Origin of the sequence: Paenibacillus caseinilyticus (genome assembly GCF_027533645.1) — a bacterium.
GTDB lineage: Bacteria > Bacillota > Bacilli > Paenibacillales > NBRC-103111 > Paenibacillus_G > Paenibacillus_G caseinilyticus.
In genome coordinates, this window is record NZ_JAQAGY010000010.1 from 23067 (window position 1) to 49393 (window position 26327).

Below are 26327 nucleotides of genomic sequence, written 5' to 3' on the forward strand. Positions count from 1 at the left end.
AGGTCAGCGGTAGCGTCACTTCTTTATGGAGCGGCGCTTTTCTTTTGAAAATACTAGAATGTATATCTCACCAGGGCTCGATCATTTATAAAATTTCGGGGTGGAGCTTGTTTTCCACCTTGTTTTTGTTCTCGGTAAGGTAGGAGCCAAGCATGTCCACAGGACTTTAACAGCGGCTGGAACCCCATACCCATTCCCTCGCCGTGCACCAACGTATGGAGGGACACGCAGAGATGCTAAAGGACGCCGAAAGGCGTTTTTCTTATGAGAATGATGGAAGGTCTGGAACGAGATTCCATAATTATGCTTCTTAATTTACAAAATCCGATAATCTTAATGCTAAATTTACAATCGGTTGATCTTCTCCGAATCGTCATGCTTTACCTTTACAAGGTATACATAACGAATTGATTTCTGGAGGGATTCACTTGAAGAAGAACATCGTTAAAGGCATGGTAGCATCCAGCTTGATTCTGTCCATGATACCCGCAGGCATCTCCACGGCAGCCGGCGACACGGCGAATACAGCAGTACCGGCCAAAGGGCCTGCATCCAAAAATCTGATCGTCCTCATCGGCGACGGCATGGGGCCGGCTCAAGTGACGGCGGCACGCTACTATTCCAAATCCAAGCTGAAGCAGGAGCATTTGAACCTCGACAGCTATTATGTCGGACAAGCGACAACATATGCCGACCGCGGGGAAGACGGCGGCAAAGTTGTGTCCGGTGCGGTAACGGACTCCGCCTCGGCCGGTACGGCCTTTGCGACAGGGAACAAAACGTATAACGCGGGCATCTCCGTATCGAATGAAGACGCATCGAAGCCGTTCGCTTCCGTGATCGAAGCGGCGGAGAAGAGCGGCAAAGCGACGGGCCTCGTCACCACCGCCCGGATCACCCACGCGACGCCGGCGGTATTCGCTTCCCATGTGCGCAACCGGGACAACGAGAGCGCGATCGCCTCGCAGTACCTCGACAGCGGCGTAGATGTCCTCTTCGGCGGCGGCAAGCAGTTCTTCGTGACGAAGGACGAGAAGGGCAAACGGACCGACAAGAGCCTGCTGCCTGAATTCCAGGCGAAGGGCTACCAGATCGTGGAGAACGCAGAAGGCCTGCAGTCGCTGAAGAGCGGCAAGGCGCTCGGTCTCTTCGGCTCCTCCCACGTGGCTTATACGCCGGACCGAGACGCTTCGATTCCAAGCCTGGCGAACATGACGAGCAAAGCGCTGGAGCTCCTCTCGACTGGCGACAAGGGCTTCGCGATGATGATCGAGGGCGGCCGGATCGACCACGCCTCCCACGCCAACGATTTCCCGACGGCCGTGCAGGAAGTGATCGACTTTGATGCGGCAGTGAAGGTTGCGATGGATTTTGCCAAGAAAGACGGCAATACCTCCGTCGTCATTACAGCCGACCACGAAACCGGCGGTCTGTCGCTCTCCCGCGACAATATCTACGAGCTGAACATCGATCTGTGGGACAAGCAGAAGAAGTCCTCCGAAGCCCTCATCCCGCTGCTGAATAAGGCCGTTACGGCGGATGACGTGAAGAAGGTCGTTGCGGACAACACCTGGATCACGGATCTGTCGGAAGAGGAAGCCCAGTTCATCCTCGCGGGCGACGGTTCCTCCTACCAGCGCGAAGGCGCGTACAACAATGTCGTCGCGAAGCGGCTGCTCATCGGCTGGTCGGGACACGGCCACTCTGCCGTAGACGTAGGCGTCTGGGCCTACGGTCCGATCGCCGATCAGGTGAAAGGCAACATCGACAACACCCAGATCGCCAAGGCCAGCGCGGCGATGATCGGTGTGGACCTCGCAGCCGTATCGGCAGAGATGCAGTCGAAGTACGTGTATCCGAAGTTCAAAATTACCCGCGAGGGTGCGGTACTCTATCCGGCGAAGGCGCTTGCCGAGAGACTGGGCGCAGTCGTGGCCTGGGACGAAGCCTCCCGCAGCGTGAAGCTGAGCAAAGGCAGCCAAACCCTGCTCGTGAACGTGGAGACGGGCAAAGTCCAGCAGAACGGCGCAGAGAGTGCTTATGCGGCGAATGTGGATAACGGGACCCTCTATCTTCCGCTGGAGGCGTTCAACAGCCTGGCCGGTTTGAAGATGACGTGGGATTCGCTGTCCGAGCGTCTGGTTCTGCAATAAACGTCCCTAATGAATGGTCTGACGCAAGAAGCAACCTATGAGCGCATCCTATGAATAGGTAACGAGACAGGAGAACCGCGGTTCTCCTGTTGCTATTTATGAGCCGGGCAGTGGAACTAGGAAGCAAGGGAACTCTCATGAAGGACTTGGGGGAAGAATGGCATGAATGGCATGAATACAGTACATAGCAAGAATACGGCGGACCGCATGATTGTCTTGAGCGGGGTGACCCAAGCGTTCGCGGTGAACGGCCGCACGCTTCCCATCTTGAATATTCCCGCGTGGGAAGTCTCGCGCGGTGAACGTATAGCGCTGATCGGCCCGAACGGCAGCGGCAAGAGCTCGCTGCTGCATCTGCTGAGCGGCATTGGAACGCCGGACACCGGAGAGGTTCGGGTCGACGGCCAGGCGGTCCAAGCGCTGTCCGGACGCGCCCGGGACCGGTTCAGGGCGGAGAAGATCGGATACATTTTCCAGGATTTTCACCTGATCCCTTCCCTGACGGCGCAGCAGAACGTGGAGCTGGTCCTGCCAACAGGTATGGCCAAGAAAGAGAAGCGGGAGCGCATCCGGGAGTGGATGGAAGCCGCCGGCATGGCAGACCGGATGGGCCATAGGCCTGCGCAGCTCTCCCGGGGACAGCAGCAGCGTGTGGCGATCGTCCGCGCGCTGATCAACCGGCCGCCCCTGATCCTGGCCGACGAGCCGACAGGCTCACTGGATGTGGAGACGGCAGGCGCCCTGATGAAGCTGCTGCTCGGTCTCTGCGAGAAGGAAGGGGGCACCCTGGTCACCGTGACGCATGACCTGCACTTGGCCCGCTCCTTCTCCCGTACGGTCCATATCGGCGAGCTGAATACGCTGGTGCCTCCTGCAGCGGATCGGCCGCCTGTCCGTGAGAAGGAGGAGGTGGCGCTGTGATCATGCTGCTGTGGCGCAATCTGCTGCACCGTAAGATGCTGTCGCTGCTGACGATTCTATCTGTGGCGCTGACGGTCGGGCTGCTCGTCTTCTTGCTGCTTGTGAAGGCGGGAATCGAAGAGGGGGCGGCCAAGGGTTACGGTCCCTTCGAACTGGTGGTCGGAGCGGACGGAAGCGAGACCCAGCTCGTGCTGAACACGTTCTACCATGTCGATGCGCCGACGGGCAATATTCCATACGCGGTGTTCGAGAAGCTGGCCCAAGAGAAGGAGACGGCCGCCGCCTATGCGTTGACGACGGGAGACAATTACAACGGCTATCCGATTGTCGGCATCGAGCCCGGCTACTTTCCTGAGCGCTACGGCGACCGCAAGCTTGCCGAGGGCAGGCTGTACGCCGCTTCCGGCGAGGTGGTGATCGGAGCGCACGCGGCCAAGGAGCTCGGTGTCCGTGTAGGCGACACGTTCAAGGGGGGCCACGGACTGGTGGACACCCATGGCGACGAGGAAGAAGGGCATGCGGATGAGGAAGCGCACGAAGGGGAAACCGGCGAAGAGGCGGGGCATGCAGACGGCGAGGAAAAAGCCGGAGCCGGACACGAGAGCGATGCGCATGCTTCGTTCGTATACCATGTCGTCGGCATTCTCCCGTCCCTCAACAGTGCCGACGACCGGGCCGTGTTCACTACGGTGGATTATGCGTGGAAGGTGCATGGGGCCGCAGCGCAGGAGCACCGGGAGGTGACGGCCGTACTCGTGAAGCCGAGGTCCATCGGAGGCGCCCAGTCACTGAAGCTCGCCTATGACAAGCTGGACAACGTACAGGCGGTCTATACGAGCAAGGCGGTAGCCGATGTCGTGAACCTAGTCGATCAGGGCTCCGCCCTGCTGAATATCGTCTCGCTGCTCTGCGTGCTGCTTGCGGCGATCTCCGTGCTGCTGTCGCTCGTGGCGGCAGCGGGAGAGAGACGCAAGGATGCGGGGCTGCTGCGGCTGATCGGCAAGCCGGCATCGTTCATCTGGTTCACGATGCTCGGCGAAGGGCTGCTGATTACGGCCATCGGTCTCGTGCTGGGGCTGTTCATCGGCCACGTCGGCAGCTTCCTTGGCGCCGGAGCGATGTTCGAGTTCTCGGGTATTCATGTGGCGGGTCTGACATTCCAGAGCGGCGAAGGGTGGCTTGCCGCAGGGACGCTGCTCATCGGGGCGGCTGCTTCGCTCGGCCCCGCAGCCCGGGTGTACCGGGCGGACCCGCTGCAGTTATTCAGATCGTAAGCGTGAGTTAACTTAATCTTGAGATGGAGCTGATCTTGATGAAAAAGCTTACCTATGCAGTGCTGTGCGGCTGCATACTGCTGACGGCCTGCGGGAAGGCCGGCGGTACACAGTCGGCCGCCGAGGTGCCGGGAGCACGCGGCTCGTTCGGGGACGCTCAGCCGGCCGCAGCGCCGCAGGGCGCAGCCGCGGCACAGCCGGCCGCAGCGGCGGGAGCTGCGCAGCCCGCGCCGGAGACGGCACCGCAGGGCGCAGCCGCCGGCAGCGAGCCCGCAGCTTCGGCACAGCCGGCCGCAGCGGCGGGAGCGGCGCAGCCCGCGCCGGAGTCGGCACCGCAGGGCGCGGCCGCCGGGAGCGAGCCCGCAGCCGCGGCTCAGCCGGCCGCAGCGGCGGGAGCGGCGCAGCCCGCGCCGGAGACGGCGCCGCAGGGCGCGGCCGCCGGGAGCGAGCCCGCAGCCGCGGCTCAGCCGGCCGCAGCGGCGGAAGCCACTAAGGCGGCTCCCGCGCACACTTCGGGCCCGCCCGTGGTCAGCTGGGATGAATTCTTCGACAACGAGGAGCAGAAGACGCCGTCGAACAAATTCTGGGATTTGAACGGCAAGTCCGTTGAGATCAAGGGCTACATGGGCGAGGTGCTCTCCATGGAGAAGAACTGGTTCCTGCTGATTCCGAAGCCGGGTGCGGAATGCCCGTTCGACAATGGGGATGAAACTTATTGGAACAAGATCATGATCGTCTACGTTCCGGACGATGTGAAGCTGAGGTACACCCAGGGGCCGCTTAAGATCACGGGCCGCCTCGATGTGGGGATCAAGATCGACGAATCCGGCTATAAGACGATGTTCCGCCTGTACGATGCCCAGTTTGAGAAGATCAAAGAGTAAAGGAGCTCCCGGCTGCATCGTTCACTTGTTTCGCTTGGTCCTGAAGGCGCATAGGCCCCTTTCGTTATGCGAATGCTATCCATATATAGGAATCGCGGATAGGAAGGAACCGGCTTGGCCTTTGAACCGGAGGGGAAGGGCCGCCCGGCCGCCGCAGAAGGAGGGAGAAGCAATGGACTTTGCGCTTCAGCTGCTGCGGGTTACCGTTGCCTTTGCCGCACTGCTGGTCTGGTCGCGGATCATAGGCAAGAAGCTGATCTCGCACATGACCTTTTTTGATTTTGTGGCAGGTGTCACCTTCGGTGCCATCGGCGGGAATATGATGTTTAATCATACGGTTTCCTTATGGGTGGGTGTCGTATCGATATCCGTCTTCTCGCTTCTGGTGCTGCTCTCCGATTATATAAGTCTGAAGAGCGCCACAGCCAGGAATCTGCTGCAGGGCAAGCCGAAGCTGATTATAGAGCATGGCGAGATCCAGGTGCAGGCGATGAGAAGGTCGCGGTTGACCGTGAACGATCTGCTGATGCTTCTGCGCAAGAAGGACAGCTTCTCGATCGAGGAGGTCGAGACGGCCTATTTTGAAACGGACGGAACGATCTCGCTGCAGAAGAAAGGCCGTCTCCGCCCGGTAACTCCCGAACAGCTGGGTCTGGATCCGGCCCCGGACGGCACGCCGGTGTCCTGTATCATCGACGGACGGATTATGGAGAAGCACCTGAGCGCCGTGGGCAAGGACACCGGCTGGCTGCAGGGGATGCTTGCGGAGCGGAAGCTGCGCCGGGAGGACATCCTGCTCGCCCAAGTGACGCCGGAGGGACAGCTCCGAATTTACCTGAAATGATGGAATGCTAGTCCCCGGCCTTGGATGGAATTCATGATCCGTTAGCCGGGTTGGCCACCCCCTCCGATCCGGATGACCAGAGCGGTGCCGAACTCGAAGAGGATGATCATGGCCAGCAGCTGGTTCGGAGAAATCATCGACTTATTGAGCATGGTCCCGCGTCCCTTTCCTGTAGCGCCATCGGCGAAAGAAATTCGTTACTATCTTTCCACATCTGCCCAAGAAATATTGTCCGCCGAACCATCGCTGACATAAGGCTGTCAGGGTTGCCATTATAAGATAGGGACATATACGGGTTTGGGACCCGTAACCAACCATCTATTAGGAGGTTATCCGCTTTATGTTTAAGACTGTGTCTGAATTCGCCGCTTCATGGCAGAACGAATCCGCTTCCACCCAGCGCATCCTGGATGCGCTTACCGACAGTTCCCTTCAACAGAGAATTGCGCCGGACTACCGCAGCCTGGGCCAGATCGGATGGCACATCACCACTACGATACACGAGATGCTATCGCGTACGGGACTCGAATTCCCGGCGCCGGAAGGGGAGGAGCAGGCTCCGGCCTCCGCAGCCTTCATTGCCGATACGTACCGCAAGGCATCCGCTTCCATGCTGGCAGCCGTACAAGCCCAGTGGACCGATGCGGATCTCTCCAAGCTCGTGGATATGTACGGGGAGCAGTGGCCTAACGGCCTGACCCTGCGGATCGTGATCCAGCATGAGGTGCACCATCGGGGACAGATGACGGTGCTGATGCGGCAGGCGGGTCTGCGGGTGCCGGATATCTACGGCCCCACCCGGGAAACTTGGATCGAGCAGGGTATGGTTCCATTAGTGTAGGAAATTATGAAAGCCCGGTGAGTTTTTAGATCTCACCGGGCTATGTATCAAATTAGGCTCTTATGAGAAATGGGCATGAAGAAAGACCGGTAATGTTACTAACAAATAGTTATGAGACATCTTTTTTTATAGCTTTTATGCATAAGAATATGCCAATGACAAAGGTTGCCGTTATAGTTGCAATACCAATAGGATAATTCACAATAGATCTTCCGTTCTCATGAGGGCTAAAAAGATTAGGAATACTCCAAGGAAAAAAAATCCCTAAAGGGGTGTTTACTAAGATAAGATTGAGCAGCATAACCGAAACGCTAAATATTACCGTTGACACCAGATGTTTTCGGAAGATACTAATGCTTGCCGCAATGGGTACCAGCGCAAAATGAAGTATGACCATAAGGAGAGAAACTACAAGGTATTTGGTTATGATTGCCCAAGTAAGCAGCTCGTGTTTTAGGAGTAGCCCAGTGATTATTGTGAGAAGAAAAGAGGCAGCAATAGTAGCAAGAATCATGCAAAAAAGCAGCAATAGCTTCCCGATTAAAAATAATTCTCGGCTGTAAGGATAGATAAACAAATACTGAACCGTACCTTCTTGATATTCCCTTGAAAAAATGTATCCTGTTAAAATGTTGTACAGGCCGATTGCTACCATCATGTTAATCATCATTTCAGTCAAGACAAAGTAATCGTCCCATAATACGTTGGGGTATTTTGGATTAAAGGCATACATTGAAAATGTAAGTAAGTTTGGAATCAATACACTAGTCGGCAGAATCCACAATATTTTTGCTTTTTTTAACTTTAGCCACTCGGTAACAGTGATGTTGATTAGGCTAGACACGAGAGTCACCCCCGATCTTCTTGAGGATATATTCTTCTAGAGTTTCTTTTTTGTTATGAAACTCATCAATTTTTATGTCTTCTTGCACAAGTTTATTTATAATACTTGAGTTTTCGTAATATCCCCCCTTAATATCTATAAATTCTTCAGAACAATATAATATAGGGGACATAGCAAAATGGGTTTGAAGAAGTATGGCAGTTTCCTTAACTTGCTTCGTAAAGATTCTTATAAAATGACTGCTGCGTTCTCGAAGTAAGTGAAGATCTTCCTCTTCCACCAGTACACCTTTATTAATAACTCCGATTTTTGTTGCCATTTGTTCCACTTCGCTCAGGATGTGGCTTGATATCATGATTGTCACCTTATCATGTTGAGCTAGATATATAATCAAATTTCGTATTTCTTTAATGCCCATTGGATCCAAGCCATTGGTGGGCTCGTCCAAGATAAGAAACTTAGGCTCGTGGAGAAGCGCTCTTCCAATGCCAAGCCGTTGCTTCATCCCCAGTGAAAAATCTTTAACCTTTTTACTTCTCTCATGTTCAAGTCCAATTAAATGAAGGACTTCATCAACGCGTTCGTTACTGACCCCACCCATCAACCTTTGATGTAGCTGCAGGTTTTCTATTGCCGATAGGTTTTCGTAGGCACCAGGATATTCAATAATTGCTCCTATATTTCTTAAGTAACTCGACCGCTGGGACTGTATATTTTTACCGAATAGCAAAACTTCACCATTTGTGGGTGTAATAAGTCCCAGAATCATTCGTATTATTGTCGTTTTACCTGCTCCATTATTACCAAGAAGACCGTAAATGTCTCCTTCCTTGATGTTTATATTTATATCTCGAACTGCCTGGGTTTGCCCGAAAGATTTGCTTAAATGGCAGGTCTTCAAAATATACTCCATACTATAATTTCTCTCCCAGAAGACTATATTTTTCATTCTCGTTCATAAAACCGCTTGGTTCCGATTGGTGCATAAATAACTTACGGTAAACACCATTTTGAGAAATGAGCGTATGGTGGGTACCTTCTTCCACAAGTCGTCCCCTCTCCAGGACGAGTATCGCATCTGCTGAAAGAAGCGGACTAAAACGGTGAGTTACCAAAATGATAGTACATTGAGCATCTTTTAATTGCTTTAATAATGAGTTAATAATTAACTCTGATTCTGGATCAAGGGAAGAGGAGGGCTCATCCAATATAAGAATGCTCGCTTTTTTCAGTAATGCCCTTGCTATAGAAATTCTTTGTTTTTGGCCTTGGGATAACTCTAGTGAATTTTCGTTAACCCAAGTGTCGTATCCTTCTGGCAAACGTTGAATGATTTCTTCTAAACCCACTAGTTTGGCGGCTTCAAAGACTGTACTGGGCGGTGCTCCAGGACATCCATAAGCTATATTTTCATATATGCTTCCTTCTATTAGGTTAATTTCCTGTGGAACTACAGCAATATCCCTATAAAGAGTTGTTGTTTCAATTTCATCCACTGGTATTCCGTCGTATGTTATATACCCAGTTGAACATTTCACTTCTCCCAGTAACATTCGTAATAAAGTGCTTTTTCCAGATCCATTTTCACCCACAATACCGACAAAATGACCTTTTGGAATGGTATAACTAAGATTTTTAATGATTAAACTTGACTCATTTTCATAAGAAACATTGTGGAATGAAATATAGTTATTCCATTTTTTCATAGCAAACTTTTTACTAGGGTCAGCAGATGAATCTGGGTAAGAATTTATGCGCGTTAAGGAGGCTAATGTTGATTGAAAGTTAATATTCACTTGGGTCAGTCGGGATAACGGTTTGAATATGATATATAAATAAGAGAATACGGCAACAAGCTGGCCTATGGAAATCTCCTGATGAATTAATAATAATCCTCCCGCATATAATATAATAAAAGGGGCGCTTGCAGAAATAGCATATCGACCATAATTTAGAATGTTTTGAAATAACGACAATTGTAACTCAAGCTTCATAAATTTTTTTAATTCACGATAGAATATAAGAAGATGCTTTTTTTTTCTATTGTGAAGTTGAGCTAACCGCCTTGTCCGCAGTCCACTTTGGAGCGTATCTGATACGTTACCCGCTTGTTTTTTTAAATTCATACTCAGTTGATAGCTTTTTTTCTTTGTAAGGGCGTAGATGATATAATAGATTGGAAAAAAACAACAAGACAAAAACGCAAGTTTGGGGTTCATGTTAAATAATATAGTTAATGATATGACTAGAAATAATGAGTCAGTAAGAACGATAACAAGGGCTCCGGTAATAAAATTAATTACGGAGTCTACGTCGTTTAGTACTGTTGTGATCGATTGGCCTATGTTTAGTTTATCTTTAGTGGAAATCATTTTGTAATACAAATCGTTTCGCACTTTTAATCTAATCTTATTTCTAAGGTATGCAAGTAAGTAATCACGACCGCTGCCACAAAGGATATGAGTTACTATTAGACTGAAGTAAAGGGACAAATTAATCCGTAGGGAGTCTGCGGATAACTTGCCTGCAGATATTGAGTCAACTATGTTTTTTATTAGATATGGTTGATATAACAGAGCAAACATATCTATTACTATGAGAACAATGATAAAGAGAACGCGTTTCTTTAGAGGGGGGATGTATTTTAATAAAAAGGAAGTGATCATGTATGACCTCACAATTTAATCTCAAAACTACCTTATGTTAATGTAACAGCAATTGCACTTGAATTTGAGCAATCAAGTGCAAAGTGAATTAATATATTTTATGATGTTGGTTGTAATTCTTCTTTTTTCTTTGAACGGAAAAGCTTGTTCTTTTGTTCTTCAGTTAACCTCATATATAAATAGATAATTTCTTGAAATACAGCGCGTGTTAATTTGCAATAGTTTTCAGCCGGAGTCTGCGTTGTACCATTGGCAACGTAGTTTTCATGGTGACATCCACCTGTACATAAGTTTCTTGCCCAACAGGAGGTACAGGTACTCCTGCTTTCAACGTGAACTTCATCCAAAAAGTTATCATACTTAATTGAAGTGCCGCGGTAAATATCGCCAAGGGAGTAATTTTTTTCACTAACAAATCTATGGCATGGATATAACGACCCATGAATATCTACTGCCAACATGTTTGTAGCGGCACCGCAAAAGTAAGTGCTGGTTTGCCCACCATTTACTTTTTGGAGGTAACCTAAAACATTCTTCATTTTTACAGCTTTCTCAAAGTTACCTTCGTTAATTAGATTTTCGAATTCCTTTATTAGTTTTAAATTTTCTTTAATTAATGTTTTATAATCATCATTTGTTAACATTGCTGCAGCTGGCGACATTGCTATATTCCTGAAACCCAGCTGGGTCAAATGTTCAAAAGTATGTGATAAGTTTAATTGTTTATTTGTAACGGTTGCTCTTGCGCTAAGAAGACGTTTTTTTCTCAATCCTTCTGTTTTTTCTATTATTTTATCATATGATCCCACTCTACCCTTATAAAATCTATTATGGTCATGGGTTTCTTTATCTCCATCAATACTGATTTGAACACCAATCTTATGTTCTATGATAAATTGTTCTATCTCACTTGTTATTAAAGTACCATTGCTTGTCATAGAAAATGAAAACCTTTTATTATGGATTTGACCTTGTTGTTCCGCGTATAGGACTGTTTCTTTTACTAAATTATAGTTTAAAAGAGGTTCTCCTCCAAAAAAGATTAAATATAAATCTTTTCTTTCACCACTTGTTCTAATTAGATAATCAACTGCACCCTTGGCTACATCTATCGACATTCTTCCTTTATCGTTATATTCACCGTCGCCGGCATAACAGTATGTACATCGCAAATTGCATTCTTGTACCATAAACAATATTAAAGAAGAAACAGCATGCGATGGTTGAGGCTTATTATTTCTTATAGCTTTAATATTATTGGAATTTTCTGGGGTCTTAATGACCATTGAGTCCTTCATATCTTGTATTAATGTATCCATAAACTCGCCCGTCCATTTATCTGACATTTCGGCGTACACATCTTCCAACGGCTTTTTACCAGCTGCCTTAATGAAACTTAAAGTATCATCGTCAATTTCAAAAAGACCATTGGTAAGAATATTATAATAATACACTTTACCACTATTCCTAAAAATACGATTGGGGTAGAATTCCAATGTAGCGTTCTGCATATTTTTTCCTCCTATTTTTCTTTTCAACCATTCTCTTTATAAAATTTGGGAACGGCGAGATTACTATAAAGTCTATTGCACAGTTGTAGAAGATAGAAGGGCGTCGTGAATACTACAGCCCCTCTACCTTCTAAATTGAATCATCTACTAAGTATCAGAGAAAACACAAAAGTCCGCAGCATCACAAGAAGAGCACCAATCACCAGTGTCGCAGAAATAACAATGGTCCGTATGAGCGCAATCCGATTTAAGCCCATCGTTAGGATTTACGGCAGTGGCATTTACCTTTTGGAACATTTCTTTCACCTCCTTTCAATAACTTAGCAATTAAGTATCGGAGAAAATACAGAAGTCTGCAGCGTCGCAAGAAGAGCACCAATCTCCCGTGTCACAAAAGTAGCAATGATCCTTATCGTCTCCACCGCCCCCGCCCCCGTTATCTTTGAGGCCTTCATTTGGATTGATGTTGATTTTTTTAAACATAGAGACATGCCTCCTTTCCTTTTGCTTATCAGGTGAGATTGTAGCAGCAAGTGTTCATTCAATGACTGCTCATGAATAAATTACTAAAAATAAAATGGTAAATTAAGGTACAAAAATACTAAATATGTAATTCAATTTCGTCTACTGCATGACAAAAAAAGACATATGAAGAGCAGACAAATTAGTAAATAATTACCAATAATTATTAAAATTACAAATAAATATAGTGATATAGTTTTAAGATCTTAATAGTTTTAGGAGTAAATACTTTGGTACAAAAGAAAGATTGTGTGCTTATACTCCTGTGACATAATTGAAAATCAAGTTATTTTACCAACTAGAGCTACCTAAATAATTATTTTCGCCCAGCTGGACCGTGGGGTCCCGGCCGGGCTTATTGATGCTGCCTGCAGGTTCGACAGCCTGTTTTTTAAAGTTTTATCATCGTGCGCGGGAACTGCCGGGGGTCGATCACATAGATTCCCCCATAGTGGGGGATGAGAAAATGAATCATGCATTGTCGTAGGAGTCCTTAATTACGGCAAGCCGTTTGTCTTTGTTCGCTGCGGTAGAGATCCGCCGCCAGGGCCGGTCCCCGCTCAGGAACAGACGGTATTTGTTTTTTTCTTCGCATGGTTCAGATCGATCAGGCCCAGCTTCAGCGCACCGGCATTCTGCCCTGTATATTCGCTTGCCCCCGGGGCTTGTAATAGACCATCCGATCGGGCGCCTTGTGCAGTGCAGATTCCTGTTCAGGGTCGCGGAGTAAAGTGTCCCAAGGAAACCGGACACTTCGCCCCTCTCGAACTACGACAGCGGCAGCGGCTGCAGCCCCCGGGCTTCCATGAAGGCCGCATAACCGTAATAAGCGCCGTCCGCCGTCCAATGATGGTCCGTGTGGAAGTAGACGGGCTCCTCCGCATGGGCCTTCAGCCGGCTCAGGGCATCGACCGGCGTGACGCCGGGTGACAAAGACGGAATCACTGGATTGGCGGACTCACGCGAAGAACAGCCCTACGTCCGTTGAAACCAACGCTATCACCCGATGAGATTATTGCGAACAGGAAGCGAAGATTAAGCTGCTGGAGGCACAACTGGAATACGTGAAAGAGTTAGACAGGAGCGAAAGGAGGCTGTTAGCAAACGGAGAAAACCTAGTGAACGGTTCGAACTTATTCAAGGCGCGATTAAACAAGGCTTTGAACGCATGACGAGCGCTCCTTGACGTCTCACGCTCAGGCTTATACAACTACCTTTTATCTGCTGGTAAACGCGAGGAACGTAAGCAAAGAGATGAACAAGCCGGTGGCCTTGTTAACGAAAGCATTTCATCGAAGAGGATTCAAGAAAGGCTCGCGCTCCATCAAAATGATTTTGGAACACGAGTATGGCACGGTGTACAACCTCAATCGAATCAAACGACTTGTTGAAAAAGTTTACCCTTGTATGTCCCCATCGACGCGCCAATTCGTATCGGCGGATGGTGAAGGCTACACTCGAGCATCGCACCGTTCCTAATGAGCTACAGAGGGACCTCAACAAGAATGTTCCTGGACTTGCGCTGCTCACCGACATCACCTATCTCCCGTATGGCAAGTCGCAGACGGCTTATTTGTCGACCATTTTGGGTGCATCCACAGGCGAATTGCTTGCCCATAACTTCTCCACCACCCTCCATTTGACCCTTGCTACAGACACCGTCCAATCGTTAATGAGGCAGCGTCGATTGAAGCTCCATAAGGATGCGTACATCCTTTTGGATCAAGTGAGCCACTACACGAGTCCAACGTACCAGCAATTATTGAAAATGAAGGGCCTTGGACAGTCCATGTCACGACGAGGCAACTGCTGGGATAATGCTCCTAAAGAGTTCTTCTTTGGCATCTTAAAGATCATGTGAAAAGCCGAAACTGTACAACACTGGCTGATTTGGAACGAGAGATTAATCGTTACATTCGCTGTTACAATACCATAGGTATCAATGGGGACGAAAAAAGATAAATGATGTTTAATCATACGGTTTCCTTATGGGTGGGTGTCGTATCGATATCCGTCTTCTCGCTGCTGCGCCGGGAGGACGTCCTGCTCGCCCAAGTGACGCCGGAGGGACAGCTCCGAATTTACCTGAAATGATGGAATGCTAGTCCCCGGCCTTGGATGGAATTGATGATCCTTTAGCCGGGTTGGCTACCCGAATCCGGTTCAACGTGAATTGTTCAAGCAGGTATATCAGCAGCAGGCTTGCCGCGCGAATGCAGATGAAATCAATCAACTTCCAATCGTTGTATAAAATCAATACTCCGGCGTTCCACAGGAGGATATCGCCGCATACCAGGATCAAAAAGGGCGCCGCCTTCCAGTATTTACTTTTGGGCACGTACATAAAGAAGATTACGATAAAAGCCGCCAGCACGTGGTATAAAAAGCCGCTGAATAACGTGCTGTCCCTGTAAAGGTTCGCGGTCCAATACACACGGAAAAATTGGTTGTCGAAAAGCATCAGCACGCTTGTCGGAGTCTGCAAAATGACCCAGGCGATCGTCCAAAAGACGGTGATCCGCGGGGATTGGCGTTCGGTTTCATGTAAAAGGATGTACCACTTCTTCATGACAGCCATAAAAATAAAGATGCAGATACCGGTCATATAAGTGCCCCACCAATAGTGGGAATAGGAGCCGGATCTAAGAAACACTTCCTCGGTCAGCATAAACCCGGCGGCAATCAATCCAATCCGAAGGTAGGACGGCTGAAAATACAGCACCCATACCGCGGTCGACGCCCATGTCGAATTGGCTATCATATGGCCGATAATATTCTCTTGGAAAGGATCCGTATAAAGTCCGGGTTTATAGGCGTAAGCATTAAATACGAACAGCACGACGGCTTCGCCTACCCATGTCCAAGCCGTCGTGAACAAAAAATAAGTGAACACATCCGCCGCGTTCCCTTTTCGATACACAGTATAGCCGGCAATGGCTGTCCCGATGACAATCAACCCATAGTACCAGATGATATTCGGCATAAGTCAACTTCCTTCCGTAAAGGCCATATCTCCTATTGTTTCCGTTGACCCGGGCGGTTCATACTTGATAAAAAACCATGGCGGCCGCTCCCTCAGATGCATAGGGATACGGCCGCCAATTTAATAAAAAATCTATATGTCGATATGACGGGGGGATGACCACTCGTCTGTTCCTATCCGCCATCGCTTCTCTTTGGAATTCGGCTCCGGCGGGCCTATGATAACGGTCTGATCGATCGGATGGGTGACTTCGGCCCATTGGCCGGCATTGATGCCATATACTGCCTGAAGCACCTCAGGAGGCGTAATCCTCAGGATATCGGACCCATACACGATCTCGAATTTATTATGGTCAAACGTAACCACGAAGCGGGTATGCTCCGAAACTGCAAGGGTCCAATGCCACCATCCTTGCGGAATATATACCGATTGCCTGGGGCCGAGACGGTAATTAAGCAGTTCAAGGGTAAAGGGGTTCAAGATGGATTCGACGATCTCACCCTCAATCGTGTAGATAAGTTCGTTCGCATTGGGGTGCCAATGTGGCTCTATGCTATGCCCTCTGCTTAGATAGGTATCGACTAGGCTTAAGCCTTGCATGACGGGTAATTGTTTCGCTGTTTGATACAGAAGGAAGTTCCGGTCGTCCTTCACGAAGTAGGGGGAAGTTCTTAAGTCAAACGATAAATCTAATGATGGGGAGCTGTAATCGACGGGCTGGCCCGTGGCTGTCATTCGCAGGATCACTCCTTTCCTATTAGAAATGGGATATGGACACTCCAAAGTATATTCAGCGAGCCAATATTCATGATTAAGCGATTCATGGCGGGGCGACTTGGAACCCGGTACATGTATTCCAGTATAAGGATGATTGAAGGGGGCGGGAATGCGCCATAATGAAAGGAACCACATGAAAAGGGGGAAGAGCAATGATCTGGTCTCTCATTATCGGCGGTATCATCGGCTGGCTGGGGGGAGCTCTTGCCGGCAGAGATATTCCCGGCGGCATCATCGGCAATATTATCGCAGGCTTTATCGGATCATGGGTGGGCACGGCATTGCTGGGCCACTGGGGGCCTGTCATTGGCGGCTTTTATTTCATACCGGCCATAATTGGTGCGGTGGCGCTGGTGTTCATCCTCAGCCTCATCCTTAGAAGCTTCCATAAAGCCAGGTAATATGAAGCCGGACGAATACATCATCGGGCATGCTGCATGAAGAACAGTAGAGGGGTTCCTGACGGTCGGGAGCCTTTTTTCTGCTATCCGGGCATAGGGACGGGGGAACGGGACGCCTTATTCTTACGCTGCCATGGGGCGGTGCCGCGTTCGTGGGTAATAAGGGGAACAGGCCTCTTTTGCCAATCGGGATGAACCCGTGTAAGATAAGGGCTGTATGTAAACTCGTACCCTTTGAAGGAGTGATTGCTGTGGCTTTGGGAGCCCGTGTGCTCAAAACGGGGATAGCGGTCACCCTGTCCCTCTATGTCGCCATGCTGCTCGGTTTCACCCCTCCGGTGATTGCGGCCGTTGCGGCGATCTTCGCTATGCAGCCGTCGATTTACCGGTCGTGGCGCTATTTTCTCGACCAGCTCCAGACCAACCTGCTGGGCGCCATGCTGGCCCTGGCGGCCGGGCACTTCTTCTCCAACGAACCGATTGCGATCGGCATCGTATGCATTCTGGTCATTCTTATCTGTCTTCAAATGAAAATGGAAGAAACGATAGGCATCACCCTCGTCACGGTTGTGGCCGTGATGGAAGCATCGGGGCAGTGGGACTTCGCCCTCAACCGGTTCCTGCTGTCGCTGACCGGCATCGGGGCGGCATTCCTCGTCAACATTTTCTTCATTCCTCCGAAGCCGAAGGTGCAGTTCGTCTCGCAGATTCACAGCGTCTTCCAGAAGATGTCGCTGCTGCTGCGGACGATGATCTCCGACGAAATCAAGGAATCGGTGTTCCGTGAGGAGAGGCAGGCCCTGGATGGGGCGCTGAAGTCGCTGGCTGGCAAATACTCCCTCTTCGAGGAAGAACAGAAGAAGCTGAAGCGGGCCAAGTACAGCCGCTCGCGCCATCTCGTCGTCTACAAGCAGATGCTGCATACGATGGAGAAAGGGGCGGAGGTGCTCGATGTCATTGAGGAGCATTACTTCGGAGCCGGCCGTTCGCCGGAGATCGACGAGGTGTTCGACCACCACCTGGAGCGGCTGATCAAGTACCATGAGCATGTCATGCTCAAATTCGACGACAAGCTAAAGCCGGACAGCCACGAAGCCCAGACGGTCGAGGAAGAGAACCATCGCTTCATGGACTGGATGATGCGGCGCGGCAGCGAAGGGATGGAGGGCTCGGTGCGGCTGTCCGTCGTAGCGGCCGTCCTGTACGATTACGGATACCAGACCGGGCGGCTCGACCGGCTCGTGGAACAGTTCAAGGGCGGGGCAGATCTCAAGGACCCGCTTGATTTCTCCCTGGGGCGCATCCGCAAAAATTTCGAGAAAAGCTGACTGCGTCAACTAGGTGACGGGCGGGGTAAAGCTCCATAGGAAAGGCTGCAGGCACCAAGAAATACGCCTGCAGTTAGATGGGGGGGGGGATCTTATGAATTCCGTTCAACTGAAGCGCATCCGCAAGGCCGAGCGGCAGTATCACGAGCAGTATTACAAGAACGTCGGCTTGTACCAAAAGGGCTCATGGCTCAGCGAACCGATCCCGCTGGTGCTCGAGCTGGCCGGGAAGCTGGATGCTTCACAGCCGCTTCAGGTGCTCGATCTCGGAAGCGGCGTCGGCCGCAATGCCATTCCGCTGGCAAAGCGGGTTGGCGGAGCCGGCGGTTCGGTCCATTGCGTCGATCTACTGGACTCCGCACTCGGGAAGCTGAAGGAATACAGCCGCCGATACGGCACCGAGAACGCGGTGACTGCCGAACAGGCGGATCTTGGGGAGTACGCGATCGGCCGGGAAGCCTACGACTTTATCCTCGCCGCAGGAGCCATGGAGCACTGCCGTTCCGAGGAAGTCCTGCGAAGAACCGTGTGCGCAATGGCAGACGGCGTAAGGCCGGGCGGGATCCTATGCGTGCTGATGAACACAGACATCGAGGAGTTCGACCGGCGGACGGGGGAGAAGCGCGAGACGCTGATTGAAGTGGTACTGAAATCGTCCGAGGCGCTGTCGCTGCTGCGCGATGCGGTGCCTGGCTGGGAGGAGCTTCATGCACAGATCGAGCCGCTGGATCTCTCTATTAACCGCGGCGAGGTGCCTGTACAGATGAAGGGGCACTGCGTCGCCTTCGGGGCGCGCAAGCCCGCCCTGTAAGAAGATCTCTTACAAGGATCTTATCCGGCAGTTATTATCCGGCAGTAAGCAGGGAGTTCACCATAGCAGCGGCCGCAAGTAAGAATTTATATCTCACCGGGGCTCAATCCTGTAATCTTATATTTCTCATACACGGCTTCGCCGTCCTTTCAAGGATGGCGAAGCCGTGTATTTTGGCCGTTGGCAGGGATCGGAAGAGCTGTACGACTTCAGGGCCCTATTCTCCCTTGGCACCGCCTGTATGGAGAAGGCATATGCTGATAACAAGCGCGGCCCTCTTGCCAATAGTTTCTCTCCGGCCGGCCACTGCGGAAGGGGAGAACTCCCATGGATATGCTCGAAGCAATGAAAAATTACGGCTGCGAACGATTGTCATTCGCAAGGGATGCGAACAGCGGACTGCAGGCGGTGATCGCCATCCACAGCACGCAGCGGGGGCCGGCCCTGGGCGGCTGCCGGATGCACGCCTATGCTTCGGGCTCCGCTGCCGCGGCGGATGCGCTGCGCCTGGCACGGGGCATGACCTACAAATCCGCCATGGCGGGACTGCCTTACGGCGGGGGCAAAGCCGTCATTGTCGGCGATCCGGGGACGCAAAAGTCGAAGGCGCGGATGCGGGCCTTCGGGCGGTTCGTGGAGTCTATGGCGGGGCGTTACATCACGGGAGTGGATCTCGGGACCGATGTCGCGGACATGGACCGCGTCGCGCTGGAGACCCGCTACGTCACTGACCAGACCGGCTCGCTCTGCGCCACCGGCAATCTGACGGCAGAGATGACCGCTTACGGAGTGTTCATCGCTATGCTGGCTTCGGTGAAAGAGGTCTTCGGCGTGGATACGCTCGCCGGCCGGACCGTCGCCGTGCAGGGACTAGGCAAAGTCGGCACGGCGCTGTGCCGCTATATTCACGGAGCCGGCGCAGCCTTGATCGTCGCCGACCCCGACGATGCCAAGGTCCGTCATGCGGCAGCCTCGTTCGGCGCCCTGCCCGTGAGTCCCGCCCTGATCTACGAGGCAGCCTGCGATATCTTCGCCCCTTGTGCCTTCGGAGGCGTGCTCCATGACGCCAGCCTGCCGAAGCTGCGCTGCCGGATCGTGGCCGGGGCGGCGAACAACCAGCTGGAGCGGCCCGAGCACGGGGACCGGCTCGAGGCCCTCGGGATCCTGTATGCGCCGGATTACGTCATCAACGCGGGAGGCGTCATTACGACGGCCGTTGACCTCGAAGGCGGCACGGCCAAGGAAGCCGCCCACCGGGTGGAGGCCGTCTATGGCACGCTGAGGGATGTATTCCGGGAAGCGGACCTGTTCCGGGTCTCCACGGCCAAGGCAGCCGACCGGATAGTGGAACGGCTTCTGGCCCGCCCTTGAAGTGCAAGAGCGTCATGTTACGGCGTAATTCCATCCAGGCCGGGGGATGAACCTGTTCATCCTCCTGCGTCACTCTTTCGGGAACGGGGGTAAGTAGAAGGAAATCACCGAAGGAGGGACAAACCATGAATCATTTGTCCGAGACGCAGACGAACCGGCTGAGAGAGATGCTGCTTGAGGAAAGAGAGGAACTGACGAAGCACTTCGAGCTTCAGGACGAGACGGCGGCAGGCCTGCAGGAGTCGCTGCGCGATTCGACCGGGGAGCTGTCCGCGGCGGACAATCATCCGGCGGATCTCGGGACGGAAGTGTTCGAGCGCGGAAGGGATCTGGCGGTGAACGAGACGCTGGATGGCCAGCTGCAGGAGGTTATAGAGGCACTGGAGCGGATCGAAGCCGGTACATACGGCATGTGCGAGGTATGCGACGAGGGAATTCCGTACGAGCGCCTGGAGGCGCTGCCCTATGTCGCGGTATGTATGGAACATGCGGACAGCGGCGCTGAGGCGGACCGCAGACCGGTAGAGGAGGAGGTCATGACGCGTCCTCCGTCAGGAGCCGGGGAGAACCGGCAGCGGGCAGCGGGACACTTCGACGATGCGGATGCCTGGGAGACGGTGGAGAGTTACGGCAACTCGGATTCGCCGGCGATGGCGGCGAAGCGGGAGGTGACCTCATACGACCAGCTCTCGCAGGACAAGCTGGACCGGCGGGGCCATGTGGAGGAGCTGGAGACCTTCACCGGCAGCGGAATCGGCGGAGACGAGCGCCATGTGCAGAAGGCAGGCGCTTACCGGGAGTATGTCGGCAAGGACGAAGCGAAGCCGCTGCTCGAAGACCGGGAGCTCGGCCGGGATTCCGCCAAGCGGTGAGGCGCGAGCTGGATACAGGTACACGCGGTAACCCGCCGCACTTCTTTTGCCCGGCAGGATGATACAGGGAGGCCCCGTCATTTGGCGGGGTTTTTGGCGTGGGAAGCGGAGTGGACCGGATCATTGCGCTATCTGGCAGGAGACGACTTCCTTGACTTCAAACGGGGGCTGGGGTTCAAACTAAGCGGGCTTTCGTGTTATGATGGACAGAATGAAATTTTTTCTCTTGGAGGTACTTCATGGAATCATCGAAAGAGAAGAAGAACCGACCCAAGATTGCGGAGCTCGATATTGTGAGGGCGTTCGCCATTCTGGCGGTTGTTCTGATCCATGCGACAGCCGATGCCACAGCCCGAACTGGGGAGTCGCCCCTGGCGCTGGGGGAAGGCAGCTTGACGCAGATGGTGTTCGTCGCCGTCAACCGAATGAGCTTGTTCGCCGTACCGCTCTTCCTCTTCATCTCGGGGGTCGTGCTGTTCTACCGCTATTACGACTCGTGGAACCTGAAGCAGGCGGCAGGCTTTTACCGCAAACGTATCGTCAGCTCGATTATCCCTTATGTACTCTGGTCTTTTATTTATTACGTATTCAACCAGTGGCTCTTTACCCGCACGGTCGTGATCGAGTGGGTGCCGTTCCTGAAGATGCTGCGGTGGGCGGATGTAGGCTATCACCTCTACTTCATGATCATCATCATCCAATTCTATCTCCTCTTCCCGCTCATGATGACCGCGGTCAAATCCTCTGCCGTGCTGCGGCAGCTGATGGTGCCGATCGGCTTCGGCATCCAGGCGGGATTCTATGCCTGCAATCACTCGGTGGCCCCGCTGGCACACCGCCCGTCGCTGGCTGTAACCTATATCGGCGTCTTCATGCTAGGCGGGTTCCTCGGCATCCATTACGGCGCTTTCATGCAGTGGATGCGGAGGGGCGCCTTGGCCGTCCTGCCGGCATCGGTGCTGGGGGGGGCCGCGCTTGGCGCGTTGTACCTCAATGACCGGTACGGCAGCGGCGGCTTCGGGCATACCTGGTTCGAAGTGACGCAGAACCTGTATGCGATGCTGCTTGGCATGGCCCTGATCTGGGTCGGCGCCGTACTCACGCCAAAGGCGCCCGGGCTTCACCGGTTTTTGCTTGCGCTCGGATCCGCCTCGTTCGGCATCTATCTGGCGCATCCCGCCCTGCTGAGCCTCTACCGTTACGGCATGGCTCCTACCGGCAGCATGCTCTCTTACGATCTCTACATGCTGCTCGGCTTCCTCTGGCCGCTGCTCGGCTCCTGGTTCCTTGCCTGGGCGTACGGCAGGGTCAATAAGGGTCTGCGGGGACGCAAGCCCTCTTCGGTTCCTCCGGGCGTACGTGCCCAAGAAAAGGCTGCGAACGGATAGCGTCCTCAGCGCTGGTGCCTGGAACCGGTCCCTCGCGGTTGACCGTACGGCTCTGCTGAAGCCTGCCCGTCTTCGGACGGACAGGCTTCTTTTCATAGAACCGTAAGTTGAACTGGCAGAGTCTGCTTTCCTTGTCTGCTCCGCTCTGCTCGGGCGGGAAGCGGAACTTCCTTTCGCCGAATGCTGCGAGAAGAGAAAACGGATACAAATGATTTAAACTCCCACCAGAATAAGGTATACTTGAATAACGGGCCGGAGGCGCCATGTTTTGGCAGCACTCCATTCATGTTTTTATACAGCCCATGATGATCTTACAAATCCAACGAAACCAACGTTGCCGGGAGAGGGACTGCACAATGAGTGAATATGGGGATATCGGAAGCATGGGCCGGCAGTATTTGCAGGCGGAATCCTACGGGGCCGCAGCGTTCTGCTTTTACCGGGCTTTGCTCGACGACAAGAACAATAACAATGCCTGGAACGGCATTATTTTATCGCTGAGCCTGATGCGCAAGGAAGGCGACTCGCAGACGATGCTGGCACGCTATGCGATGAACCCGAAGCTGAATTTTGACCGGGATATGATTACGTTCGCTATGATGCTGTACCAGCACAATCCGCTGGCGATGGCGCAGTGGCTTCGGGGCATTCTACAAATGAACGGGATCTCCGAAGAGGACCGGACGAATCTCGGCGAGCTTGCGGCTGATCTCGAGCAAACCTATGGGAGGCTCGTCACGGAACACGGGGAAGAGCAGCTGAAGGTGCAGGGGATGGTGGAGCTGAGGGACTATGCTCTGCGCAAGATCGAGCTGGACTGGCTGCTCGAGGAGTCGATCGACAACATCTTCGGCCATCTGGCCCAGTGGCTGGAGGACCCGGAGATGGTGCTGCCGGCGGTCCGTCTGCTCTGCATGCTGCCCGACCCGCGCAGCGAGAAGATGCTTCGCCGCGTCTGCCGCAACGAGGCGGTCGATGCAAAGGTCCGGACGCACGGCCTGCTCGCACTGCGCTGGCTCGGCGTCCGAGGCAACGCGAAGCTGCAGAAGTTCGGCGAATCGTTCGTGATTAATCTCGACGAGCCGGATCCGGAGCTGACTGTCTCGGTGCCGACCGCGTTCCGTCCGGCACTGGACCGCACGAAGCTGTGGGTGGCGAAGGAGCAGGGTCTGATCACCTCCGAGACGTACGAGCTGCACGCGGCGACCGATGAAGTTCAGCTCCCTGAGGACATCGTGGCGAAGGTGAACGAAGCAGACGTGCCGGCCGTGCTCCAGGAAGTGTCGCATATGCTGATCCGTGCCGCGTATGACCGTGTCTATCCGTATGTGCCGCATGTGGAAGCGACCCGCAACTGGGCCGCCGCGCTCCTCCGGCTGATGAGGGAATACTCGGTCGGCATGGGCCAGGGATGGCCGTACGGCGATCCGGAAGACAACGAAGATGTCGAGCGGCACCGCCAGTGGCTGCTGACGGGCTCCCCGGACTTCTACGAAGTGCTGCAGGCCCGCAGCGCGCAGCAGGTGTAATTGCCTGCCAGACGCACAGCTTGGGCATATGCGGGGCTGACCCTTGGAGCCATGGGGCTCGGACTGGCATCGCGGGCGTATGCGGAATACTTGCCGGCATTCGCCGCCGCCCACCTCGGCGACGCCTTGTGGGCGGCGATGGTATACTTCGGCTGCCGCTTCCTCTTCGCGCCCCGGGGGCCGGGGCTATCGGCGGTGCTGAGTCTGCTCTTCAGCTTCGGGATCGAGGCGAGCCAGCTGTACCGCAGCCCGTGGATCGATGCGCTCCGCGCCACCGTGCCGGGATCGCTCGTCCTCGGCCGCGGCTTTTTGTGGATCGACCTGCTGCGCTATGCGGCAGGCATTGCATGCGCTTATGCGCTGGATAGAGGAATTACCGGAAGACGCTCGGGATAGAGCGTCTTTTTGGGTTTTGCTGCCGAGCGCTTTCTTCCCCGGGCCACCTCCCACCTCCCGGTTCAAGCCGGGCAGCGGGGGGTAATGACTCCCTAACAAAGCAAGCCGGCAGGGGAGGGGCCTTATGGATTTTATGTACATTGGCGTGAAGCTGGTTACCGGATTTTTCGGCTTGTGGCTGATCACGAGGCTGCTCGGCAAAAAAGAGATTTCGCAGCTGACGCCCTTCGACTTCGTATCTTCGCTGATTCTCAGCGAGCTGGTGGGCAATACGATCTACGACAAGGAAGTGCATTACTCCGAGTTGTTGTTTGCGCTGGCCTTGTGGGCCGGACTCTCTCTCGGACTGGAGAAGCTGGTCCAGACGTTCCCCTGGCTGAATTCCAAGATCGGCGGCCGCCCGGACCTGATCGTGCGGGACGGCAAGGTGGATCATGAAGCGCTGAAGCGCAATAAACTCGATATGCACCAAGTGACGATGCTGCTGCGGGAGCAGAATGTGTTCACGCTGCGGGAGGTGGCCTTTGCCGTTTTCGAGACGAACGGCAACCTCAGCGTCATGAAGAAGTCAGCGGTGGACAGCGTCACCCGTGAGGATCTGGATCTGGCGGACAAGCCTGTAGACATGCCTGTGCTGCTCATCGACAACGGGGAAGTGGACGAAGACCAGCTGAAGAGCATCGGCCGCGACAAGTTCTGGCTGGAGAAGGAGCTGCAAGACCAAGGATTCCTTCGTCTGGAAGAGGTCATCTATGCCGAATGGACGCAGACACAGGGGCTGTACGCCCAGAGCGGCTCTTAGCTTCTCAGCGGGAGTTTGCCGCGAAGCTTTGTTCTGCCTTGGGCTGCGGAATCCCAATGTAAGGATACCCTCAAGCCAATCGCCCTCTGCCCACTCGCGGGAGGGCGATTCTTGGCATGAAGCCGCCCGGGATAGGAAACAACAAGAAGAACGAAATGCCGATTCCTCCGAAAGGGGTATGAGCATGGTTTCCTTCCTCAAAGAGTTGTGGCGACAGATCGAAACCGATGACGCGCTGGGGCTGTCGGCCCAATGTGCTTATTATTTTTTGCTTTCCCTGTTTCCGTTCCTGCTGTTTCTAATGAGTCTGCTGGGGTTCATGCCTGTAACCTCGCAGGATGTGCTCTCCCTGATCAAGGAGTATATACCGAGCGGAGCCGCTTCGGGGATGGAGGCGCAGCTGCGGGAAGTGCTGGATACGAAGCGGGGAGTGACGCTGTCATTCGGTCTTCTCTTCTCGCTGGTGACCGCCAGTGCGGCGATGGATGCCATCGTGCTGGCCGTCAACAAGGCGTACGGGCTCGCTGCACGCAAGAGCTACATCCGTTCGCGGCTGCTGGCTGTGGCACTGACGGCGGCTATGCTTGTGGTGGTGTGCTCGGCGCTGCTTCTCAGCGTATTCGGACATGTGATCGGGGACTGGATGACGGCGCATACGGTGATTTCTTTGGGGCATATCGAGTTGTGGAATGTGCTGCGGTGGGTGATCAACTTCGCGATCCTGCTGCTGGTGTTCACGGGGATTTACTACGTGGCGCCCAATACGTGCCTCCACTGTAAGGATGTGATCCCAGGGGCGCTTATCGCTGCGGCCGGGTGGCAGCTGACGTCCCTGGGTTTCTCCTATTATGTAAGCAACTGGGGGAATTACAGTTCTACTTACGGGTCATTGGGGGGAGTGATTGTGCTGATGACGTGGTTCTATTTATCGGCCTTCATTATTATCGTGGGGGGAGAGATTAATGCCATGGCTTATCTGTTCAAGAAGCGGCTGAGTCTGAGATTCAACCGTTCCTAGCTTCGCTGTTCGATTCGTCCAACGTATCGTGAGAAGCATGCAGCACATCGACGAGCTCTTCGTGAAACCGGTCCAGATCGAGTCCCAGCTGCTCGGCGACCATACGGAGATTGAGTGCGATCATGTGGGGGAATGCCTCCTTCCTTTACTAGACTAAGAATCGTGTGTACGATCCATACAGGGATACCATT

General features: G+C 53.0%; 28 protein-coding genes. 18 read left to right on the forward strand and 10 right to left on the reverse strand.

Annotation, left to right across the window (positions count from 1 at the left end; all coding sequences use genetic code 11):
- Window positions 1-428 precede the first annotated feature (428 nt).
- The 6 genes from O9H32_RS16390 (at window position 429) to O9H32_RS16415 (ending at window position 6917) form a co-directional block, all read left to right on the forward strand.
- A complete protein-coding gene (locus O9H32_RS16390) occupies window positions 429-2153 on the forward strand; it encodes an alkaline phosphatase (protein ID WP_269867198.1) in 1725 nt (574 codons plus the stop codon).
- Between the two features lie 171 nt (window positions 2154-2324).
- Entirely contained in the window at window positions 2325-3074 is a 750-nt protein-coding gene (locus tag O9H32_RS16395; RefSeq protein ID WP_269867199.1) for an ABC transporter ATP-binding protein, read from the forward strand.
- A complete protein-coding gene (locus tag O9H32_RS16400) occupies window positions 3071-4348 on the forward strand; it encodes an ABC transporter permease (protein ID WP_269867200.1) in 1278 nt (425 codons plus the stop codon). Before O9H32_RS16395 ends, O9H32_RS16400 begins: the two co-directional genes overlap by 4 nt.
- A gap of 38 nt (window positions 4349-4386) precedes the next feature.
- Window positions 4387-5232 carry a hypothetical protein gene (locus O9H32_RS16405; RefSeq protein ID WP_269867201.1) on the forward strand — a complete coding sequence of 282 codons (846 nt, stop codon included), beginning with the start codon at window positions 4387-4389 and terminating at the stop codon, window positions 5230-5232.
- A 172-nt stretch (window positions 5233-5404) separates the two neighbouring features.
- The gene (locus O9H32_RS16410) at window positions 5405-6076 is read left to right on the forward strand and encodes a DUF421 domain-containing protein (protein ID WP_269867202.1); all 672 of its coding nucleotides are present in this window, start codon (window positions 5405-5407) and stop codon (window positions 6074-6076) included.
- A 340-nt stretch (window positions 6077-6416) separates the two neighbouring features.
- On the forward strand, window positions 6417-6917 hold the full coding sequence (locus O9H32_RS16415) for a DinB family protein (RefSeq protein ID WP_269867203.1): 501 nt from the start codon (window positions 6417-6419) through the stop codon (window positions 6915-6917).
- Window positions 6918-7026: 109 nt separating this feature from the next.
- Here the strand turns inward: O9H32_RS16415 and O9H32_RS16420 are convergent, their stop codons facing one another.
- From O9H32_RS16420 to O9H32_RS16445, 7 genes are all read right to left on the reverse strand, one after another.
- Window positions 7027-7761, reverse strand: a complete 735-nt coding sequence (locus O9H32_RS16420) for an ABC transporter permease (protein WP_269867204.1) — start codon at window positions 7759-7761, stop codon at window positions 7027-7029.
- Window positions 7754-8674, reverse strand: a complete 921-nt coding sequence (locus tag O9H32_RS16425) for an ABC transporter ATP-binding protein (protein WP_269867205.1) — start codon at window positions 8672-8674, stop codon at window positions 7754-7756. Before O9H32_RS16425 ends, O9H32_RS16420 begins: the two co-directional genes overlap by 8 nt.
- Before the next feature lies 1 nt (window position 8675).
- Complete coding sequence (locus tag O9H32_RS16430) at window positions 8676-10427, reverse strand: ABC transporter ATP-binding protein (protein WP_269867206.1); 1752 nt, start codon at window positions 10425-10427, stop codon at window positions 8676-8678.
- Window positions 10428-10525: 98 nt separating this feature from the next.
- Complete coding sequence (papB, locus tag O9H32_RS16435; protein ID WP_269867207.1) at window positions 10526-11938, reverse strand: PapB family radical SAM/SPASM ranthipeptide maturase; 1413 nt, start codon at window positions 11936-11938, stop codon at window positions 10526-10528.
- A 147-nt stretch (window positions 11939-12085) separates the two neighbouring features.
- Complete coding sequence (gene papA / locus O9H32_RS32910) at window positions 12086-12235, reverse strand: freyrasin family ranthipeptide (protein WP_406627333.1); 150 nt, start codon at window positions 12233-12235, stop codon at window positions 12086-12088.
- 30 nt (window positions 12236-12265) lie between these two features.
- Window positions 12266-12421, reverse strand: coding sequence for a freyrasin family ranthipeptide (papA, locus tag O9H32_RS16440; RefSeq protein ID WP_269867208.1), 156 nt, complete (start codon window positions 12419-12421; stop codon window positions 12266-12268).
- Between the two features lie 807 nt (window positions 12422-13228).
- Window positions 13229-13405, reverse strand: coding sequence for a DHHW family protein (locus O9H32_RS16445; RefSeq protein ID WP_269867209.1), 177 nt, complete (start codon window positions 13403-13405; stop codon window positions 13229-13231).
- 442 nt (window positions 13406-13847) lie between these two features.
- Between O9H32_RS16445 and O9H32_RS16450 the strand changes: the two genes are divergently transcribed.
- Together O9H32_RS16450 and O9H32_RS16455 are read left to right on the forward strand one after the other, a co-directional pair.
- Window positions 13848-14321 (forward strand): DDE-type integrase/transposase/recombinase, encoded by a 474-nt coding sequence (locus tag O9H32_RS16450; RefSeq protein WP_269867210.1) that lies wholly within the window; start codon window positions 13848-13850, stop codon window positions 14319-14321.
- A gap of 101 nt (window positions 14322-14422) precedes the next feature.
- Complete coding sequence (locus tag O9H32_RS16455) at window positions 14423-14554, forward strand: hypothetical protein (RefSeq protein WP_269867211.1); 132 nt, start codon at window positions 14423-14425, stop codon at window positions 14552-14554.
- 7 nt (window positions 14555-14561) lie between these two features.
- On the opposite strand, the gene O9H32_RS16460 is transcribed toward O9H32_RS16455, so the two are convergent.
- Together O9H32_RS16460 and O9H32_RS16465 are read right to left on the reverse strand one after the other, a co-directional pair.
- Window positions 14562-15443, reverse strand: a complete 882-nt coding sequence (locus O9H32_RS16460; protein ID WP_269867212.1) for a hypothetical protein — start codon at window positions 15441-15443, stop codon at window positions 14562-14564.
- A 132-nt stretch (window positions 15444-15575) separates the two neighbouring features.
- Window positions 15576-16178, reverse strand: a complete 603-nt coding sequence (locus O9H32_RS16465) for a cupin domain-containing protein (protein ID WP_269867213.1) — start codon at window positions 16176-16178, stop codon at window positions 15576-15578.
- A 194-nt stretch (window positions 16179-16372) separates the two neighbouring features.
- Here O9H32_RS16465 and O9H32_RS16470 point away from each other — a divergent pair, with 194 nt between their 5' ends.
- The 10 genes from O9H32_RS16470 to O9H32_RS16515 all read left to right on the forward strand — a co-directional run bounded on the left by O9H32_RS16470 (window position 16373) and on the right by O9H32_RS16515 (window position 26136).
- The gene (locus O9H32_RS16470; protein WP_269867214.1) at window positions 16373-16621 is read left to right on the forward strand and encodes a GlsB/YeaQ/YmgE family stress response membrane protein; all 249 of its coding nucleotides are present in this window, start codon (window positions 16373-16375) and stop codon (window positions 16619-16621) included.
- A 251-nt stretch (window positions 16622-16872) separates the two neighbouring features.
- On the forward strand, window positions 16873-17949 hold the full coding sequence (locus tag O9H32_RS16475; protein WP_269867215.1) for an FUSC family protein: 1077 nt from the start codon (window positions 16873-16875) through the stop codon (window positions 17947-17949).
- Between the two features lie 94 nt (window positions 17950-18043).
- Window positions 18044-18760, forward strand: a complete 717-nt coding sequence (locus tag O9H32_RS16480) for a class I SAM-dependent methyltransferase (RefSeq protein ID WP_269867216.1) — start codon at window positions 18044-18046, stop codon at window positions 18758-18760.
- A gap of 327 nt (window positions 18761-19087) precedes the next feature.
- The gene (locus O9H32_RS16485) at window positions 19088-20131 is read left to right on the forward strand and encodes a Leu/Phe/Val dehydrogenase (RefSeq protein WP_269867217.1); all 1044 of its coding nucleotides are present in this window, start codon (window positions 19088-19090) and stop codon (window positions 20129-20131) included.
- A gap of 125 nt (window positions 20132-20256) precedes the next feature.
- A complete protein-coding gene (locus tag O9H32_RS16490) occupies window positions 20257-21003 on the forward strand; it encodes a TraR/DksA C4-type zinc finger protein (protein ID WP_269867218.1) in 747 nt (248 codons plus the stop codon).
- Between the two features lie 239 nt (window positions 21004-21242).
- Window positions 21243-22391 carry an acyltransferase gene (locus tag O9H32_RS16495; protein WP_269867219.1) on the forward strand — a complete coding sequence of 383 codons (1149 nt, stop codon included), beginning with the start codon at window positions 21243-21245 and terminating at the stop codon, window positions 22389-22391.
- Between the two features lie 356 nt (window positions 22392-22747).
- Window positions 22748-23920 carry a HEAT repeat domain-containing protein gene (locus O9H32_RS16500; protein WP_269867220.1) on the forward strand — a complete coding sequence of 391 codons (1173 nt, stop codon included), beginning with the start codon at window positions 22748-22750 and terminating at the stop codon, window positions 23918-23920.
- Complete coding sequence (locus O9H32_RS16505) at window positions 23921-24316, forward strand: ribosomal maturation YjgA family protein (RefSeq protein WP_269867221.1); 396 nt, start codon at window positions 23921-23923, stop codon at window positions 24314-24316.
- 124 nt (window positions 24317-24440) lie between these two features.
- Window positions 24441-25118: a DUF421 domain-containing protein gene (locus O9H32_RS16510; RefSeq protein ID WP_269867222.1), complete on the forward strand. Its 678-nt coding sequence runs from the start codon at window positions 24441-24443 to the stop codon at window positions 25116-25118.
- Window positions 25119-25296: 178 nt separating this feature from the next.
- A complete protein-coding gene (locus O9H32_RS16515; RefSeq protein ID WP_269867223.1) occupies window positions 25297-26136 on the forward strand; it encodes a YihY/virulence factor BrkB family protein in 840 nt (279 codons plus the stop codon).
- On the opposite strand, the gene O9H32_RS16520 is transcribed toward O9H32_RS16515, so the two are convergent.
- Window positions 26123-26260 carry a hypothetical protein gene (locus tag O9H32_RS16520; protein WP_269867224.1) on the reverse strand — a complete coding sequence of 46 codons (138 nt, stop codon included), beginning with the start codon at window positions 26258-26260 and terminating at the stop codon, window positions 26123-26125. The two genes, O9H32_RS16515 and O9H32_RS16520, sit on opposite strands and share 14 nt — an antisense overlap.
- Window positions 26261-26327: the final 67 nt, after the last annotated feature.

What these genes read in the sequence shown, in the direction of transcription:
- O9H32_RS16470 (WP_269867214.1), top strand. Translation starts at nt 16,373, where the DNA reads ATGATCTGGTCTCTCATTATCGGCGGTATCATCGGCTGGCTGGGGGGA.
- O9H32_RS16480 (WP_269867216.1), top strand. Translation starts at nt 18,044, where the DNA reads ATGAATTCCGTTCAACTGAAGCGCATCCGCAAGGCCGAGCGGCAGTAT.
- O9H32_RS16430 (WP_269867206.1), bottom strand. Translation starts at nt 10,427, where the DNA reads ATGATCACTTCCTTTTTATTAAAATACATCCCCCCTCTAAAGAAACGC.
- papB (WP_269867207.1), bottom strand. Translation starts at nt 11,938, where the DNA reads ATGCAGAACGCTACATTGGAATTCTACCCCAATCGTATTTTTAGGAAT.
- O9H32_RS16515 (WP_269867223.1), top strand. Translation starts at nt 25,297, where the DNA reads ATGAGCATGGTTTCCTTCCTCAAAGAGTTGTGGCGACAGATCGAAACC.
- O9H32_RS16485 (WP_269867217.1), top strand. Translation starts at nt 19,088, where the DNA reads ATGGATATGCTCGAAGCAATGAAAAATTACGGCTGCGAACGATTGTCA.
- O9H32_RS16410 (WP_269867202.1), top strand. Translation starts at nt 5,405, where the DNA reads ATGGACTTTGCGCTTCAGCTGCTGCGGGTTACCGTTGCCTTTGCCGCA.
- O9H32_RS16460 (WP_269867212.1), bottom strand. Translation starts at nt 15,443, where the DNA reads ATGCCGAATATCATCTGGTACTATGGGTTGATTGTCATCGGGACAGCC.
- O9H32_RS16395 (WP_269867199.1), top strand. Translation starts at nt 2,325, where the DNA reads ATGAATACAGTACATAGCAAGAATACGGCGGACCGCATGATTGTCTTG.
- O9H32_RS16495 (WP_269867219.1), top strand. Translation starts at nt 21,243, where the DNA reads ATGGAATCATCGAAAGAGAAGAAGAACCGACCCAAGATTGCGGAGCTC.
- O9H32_RS16405 (WP_269867201.1), top strand. Translation starts at nt 4,387, where the DNA reads ATGAAAAAGCTTACCTATGCAGTGCTGTGCGGCTGCATACTGCTGACG.
- papA (WP_269867208.1), bottom strand. Translation starts at nt 12,421, where the DNA reads ATGTTTAAAAAAATCAACATCAATCCAAATGAAGGCCTCAAAGATAAC.
- O9H32_RS16425 (WP_269867205.1), bottom strand. Translation starts at nt 8,674, where the DNA reads ATGGAGTATATTTTGAAGACCTGCCATTTAAGCAAATCTTTCGGGCAA.
- O9H32_RS16520 (WP_269867224.1), bottom strand. Translation starts at nt 26,260, where the DNA reads ATGATCGCACTCAATCTCCGTATGGTCGCCGAGCAGCTGGGACTCGAT.
- O9H32_RS16510 (WP_269867222.1), top strand. Translation starts at nt 24,441, where the DNA reads ATGGATTTTATGTACATTGGCGTGAAGCTGGTTACCGGATTTTTCGGC.
- O9H32_RS16500 (WP_269867220.1), top strand. Translation starts at nt 22,748, where the DNA reads ATGAGTGAATATGGGGATATCGGAAGCATGGGCCGGCAGTATTTGCAG.
- O9H32_RS16415 (WP_269867203.1), top strand. Translation starts at nt 6,417, where the DNA reads ATGTTTAAGACTGTGTCTGAATTCGCCGCTTCATGGCAGAACGAATCC.
- O9H32_RS16455 (WP_269867211.1), top strand. Translation starts at nt 14,423, where the DNA reads ATGATGTTTAATCATACGGTTTCCTTATGGGTGGGTGTCGTATCGATA.
- papA (WP_406627333.1), bottom strand. Translation starts at nt 12,235, where the DNA reads ATGTTCCAAAAGGTAAATGCCACTGCCGTAAATCCTAACGATGGGCTT.
- O9H32_RS16465 (WP_269867213.1), bottom strand. Translation starts at nt 16,178, where the DNA reads ATGACAGCCACGGGCCAGCCCGTCGATTACAGCTCCCCATCATTAGAT.
- O9H32_RS16490 (WP_269867218.1), top strand. Translation starts at nt 20,257, where the DNA reads ATGAATCATTTGTCCGAGACGCAGACGAACCGGCTGAGAGAGATGCTG.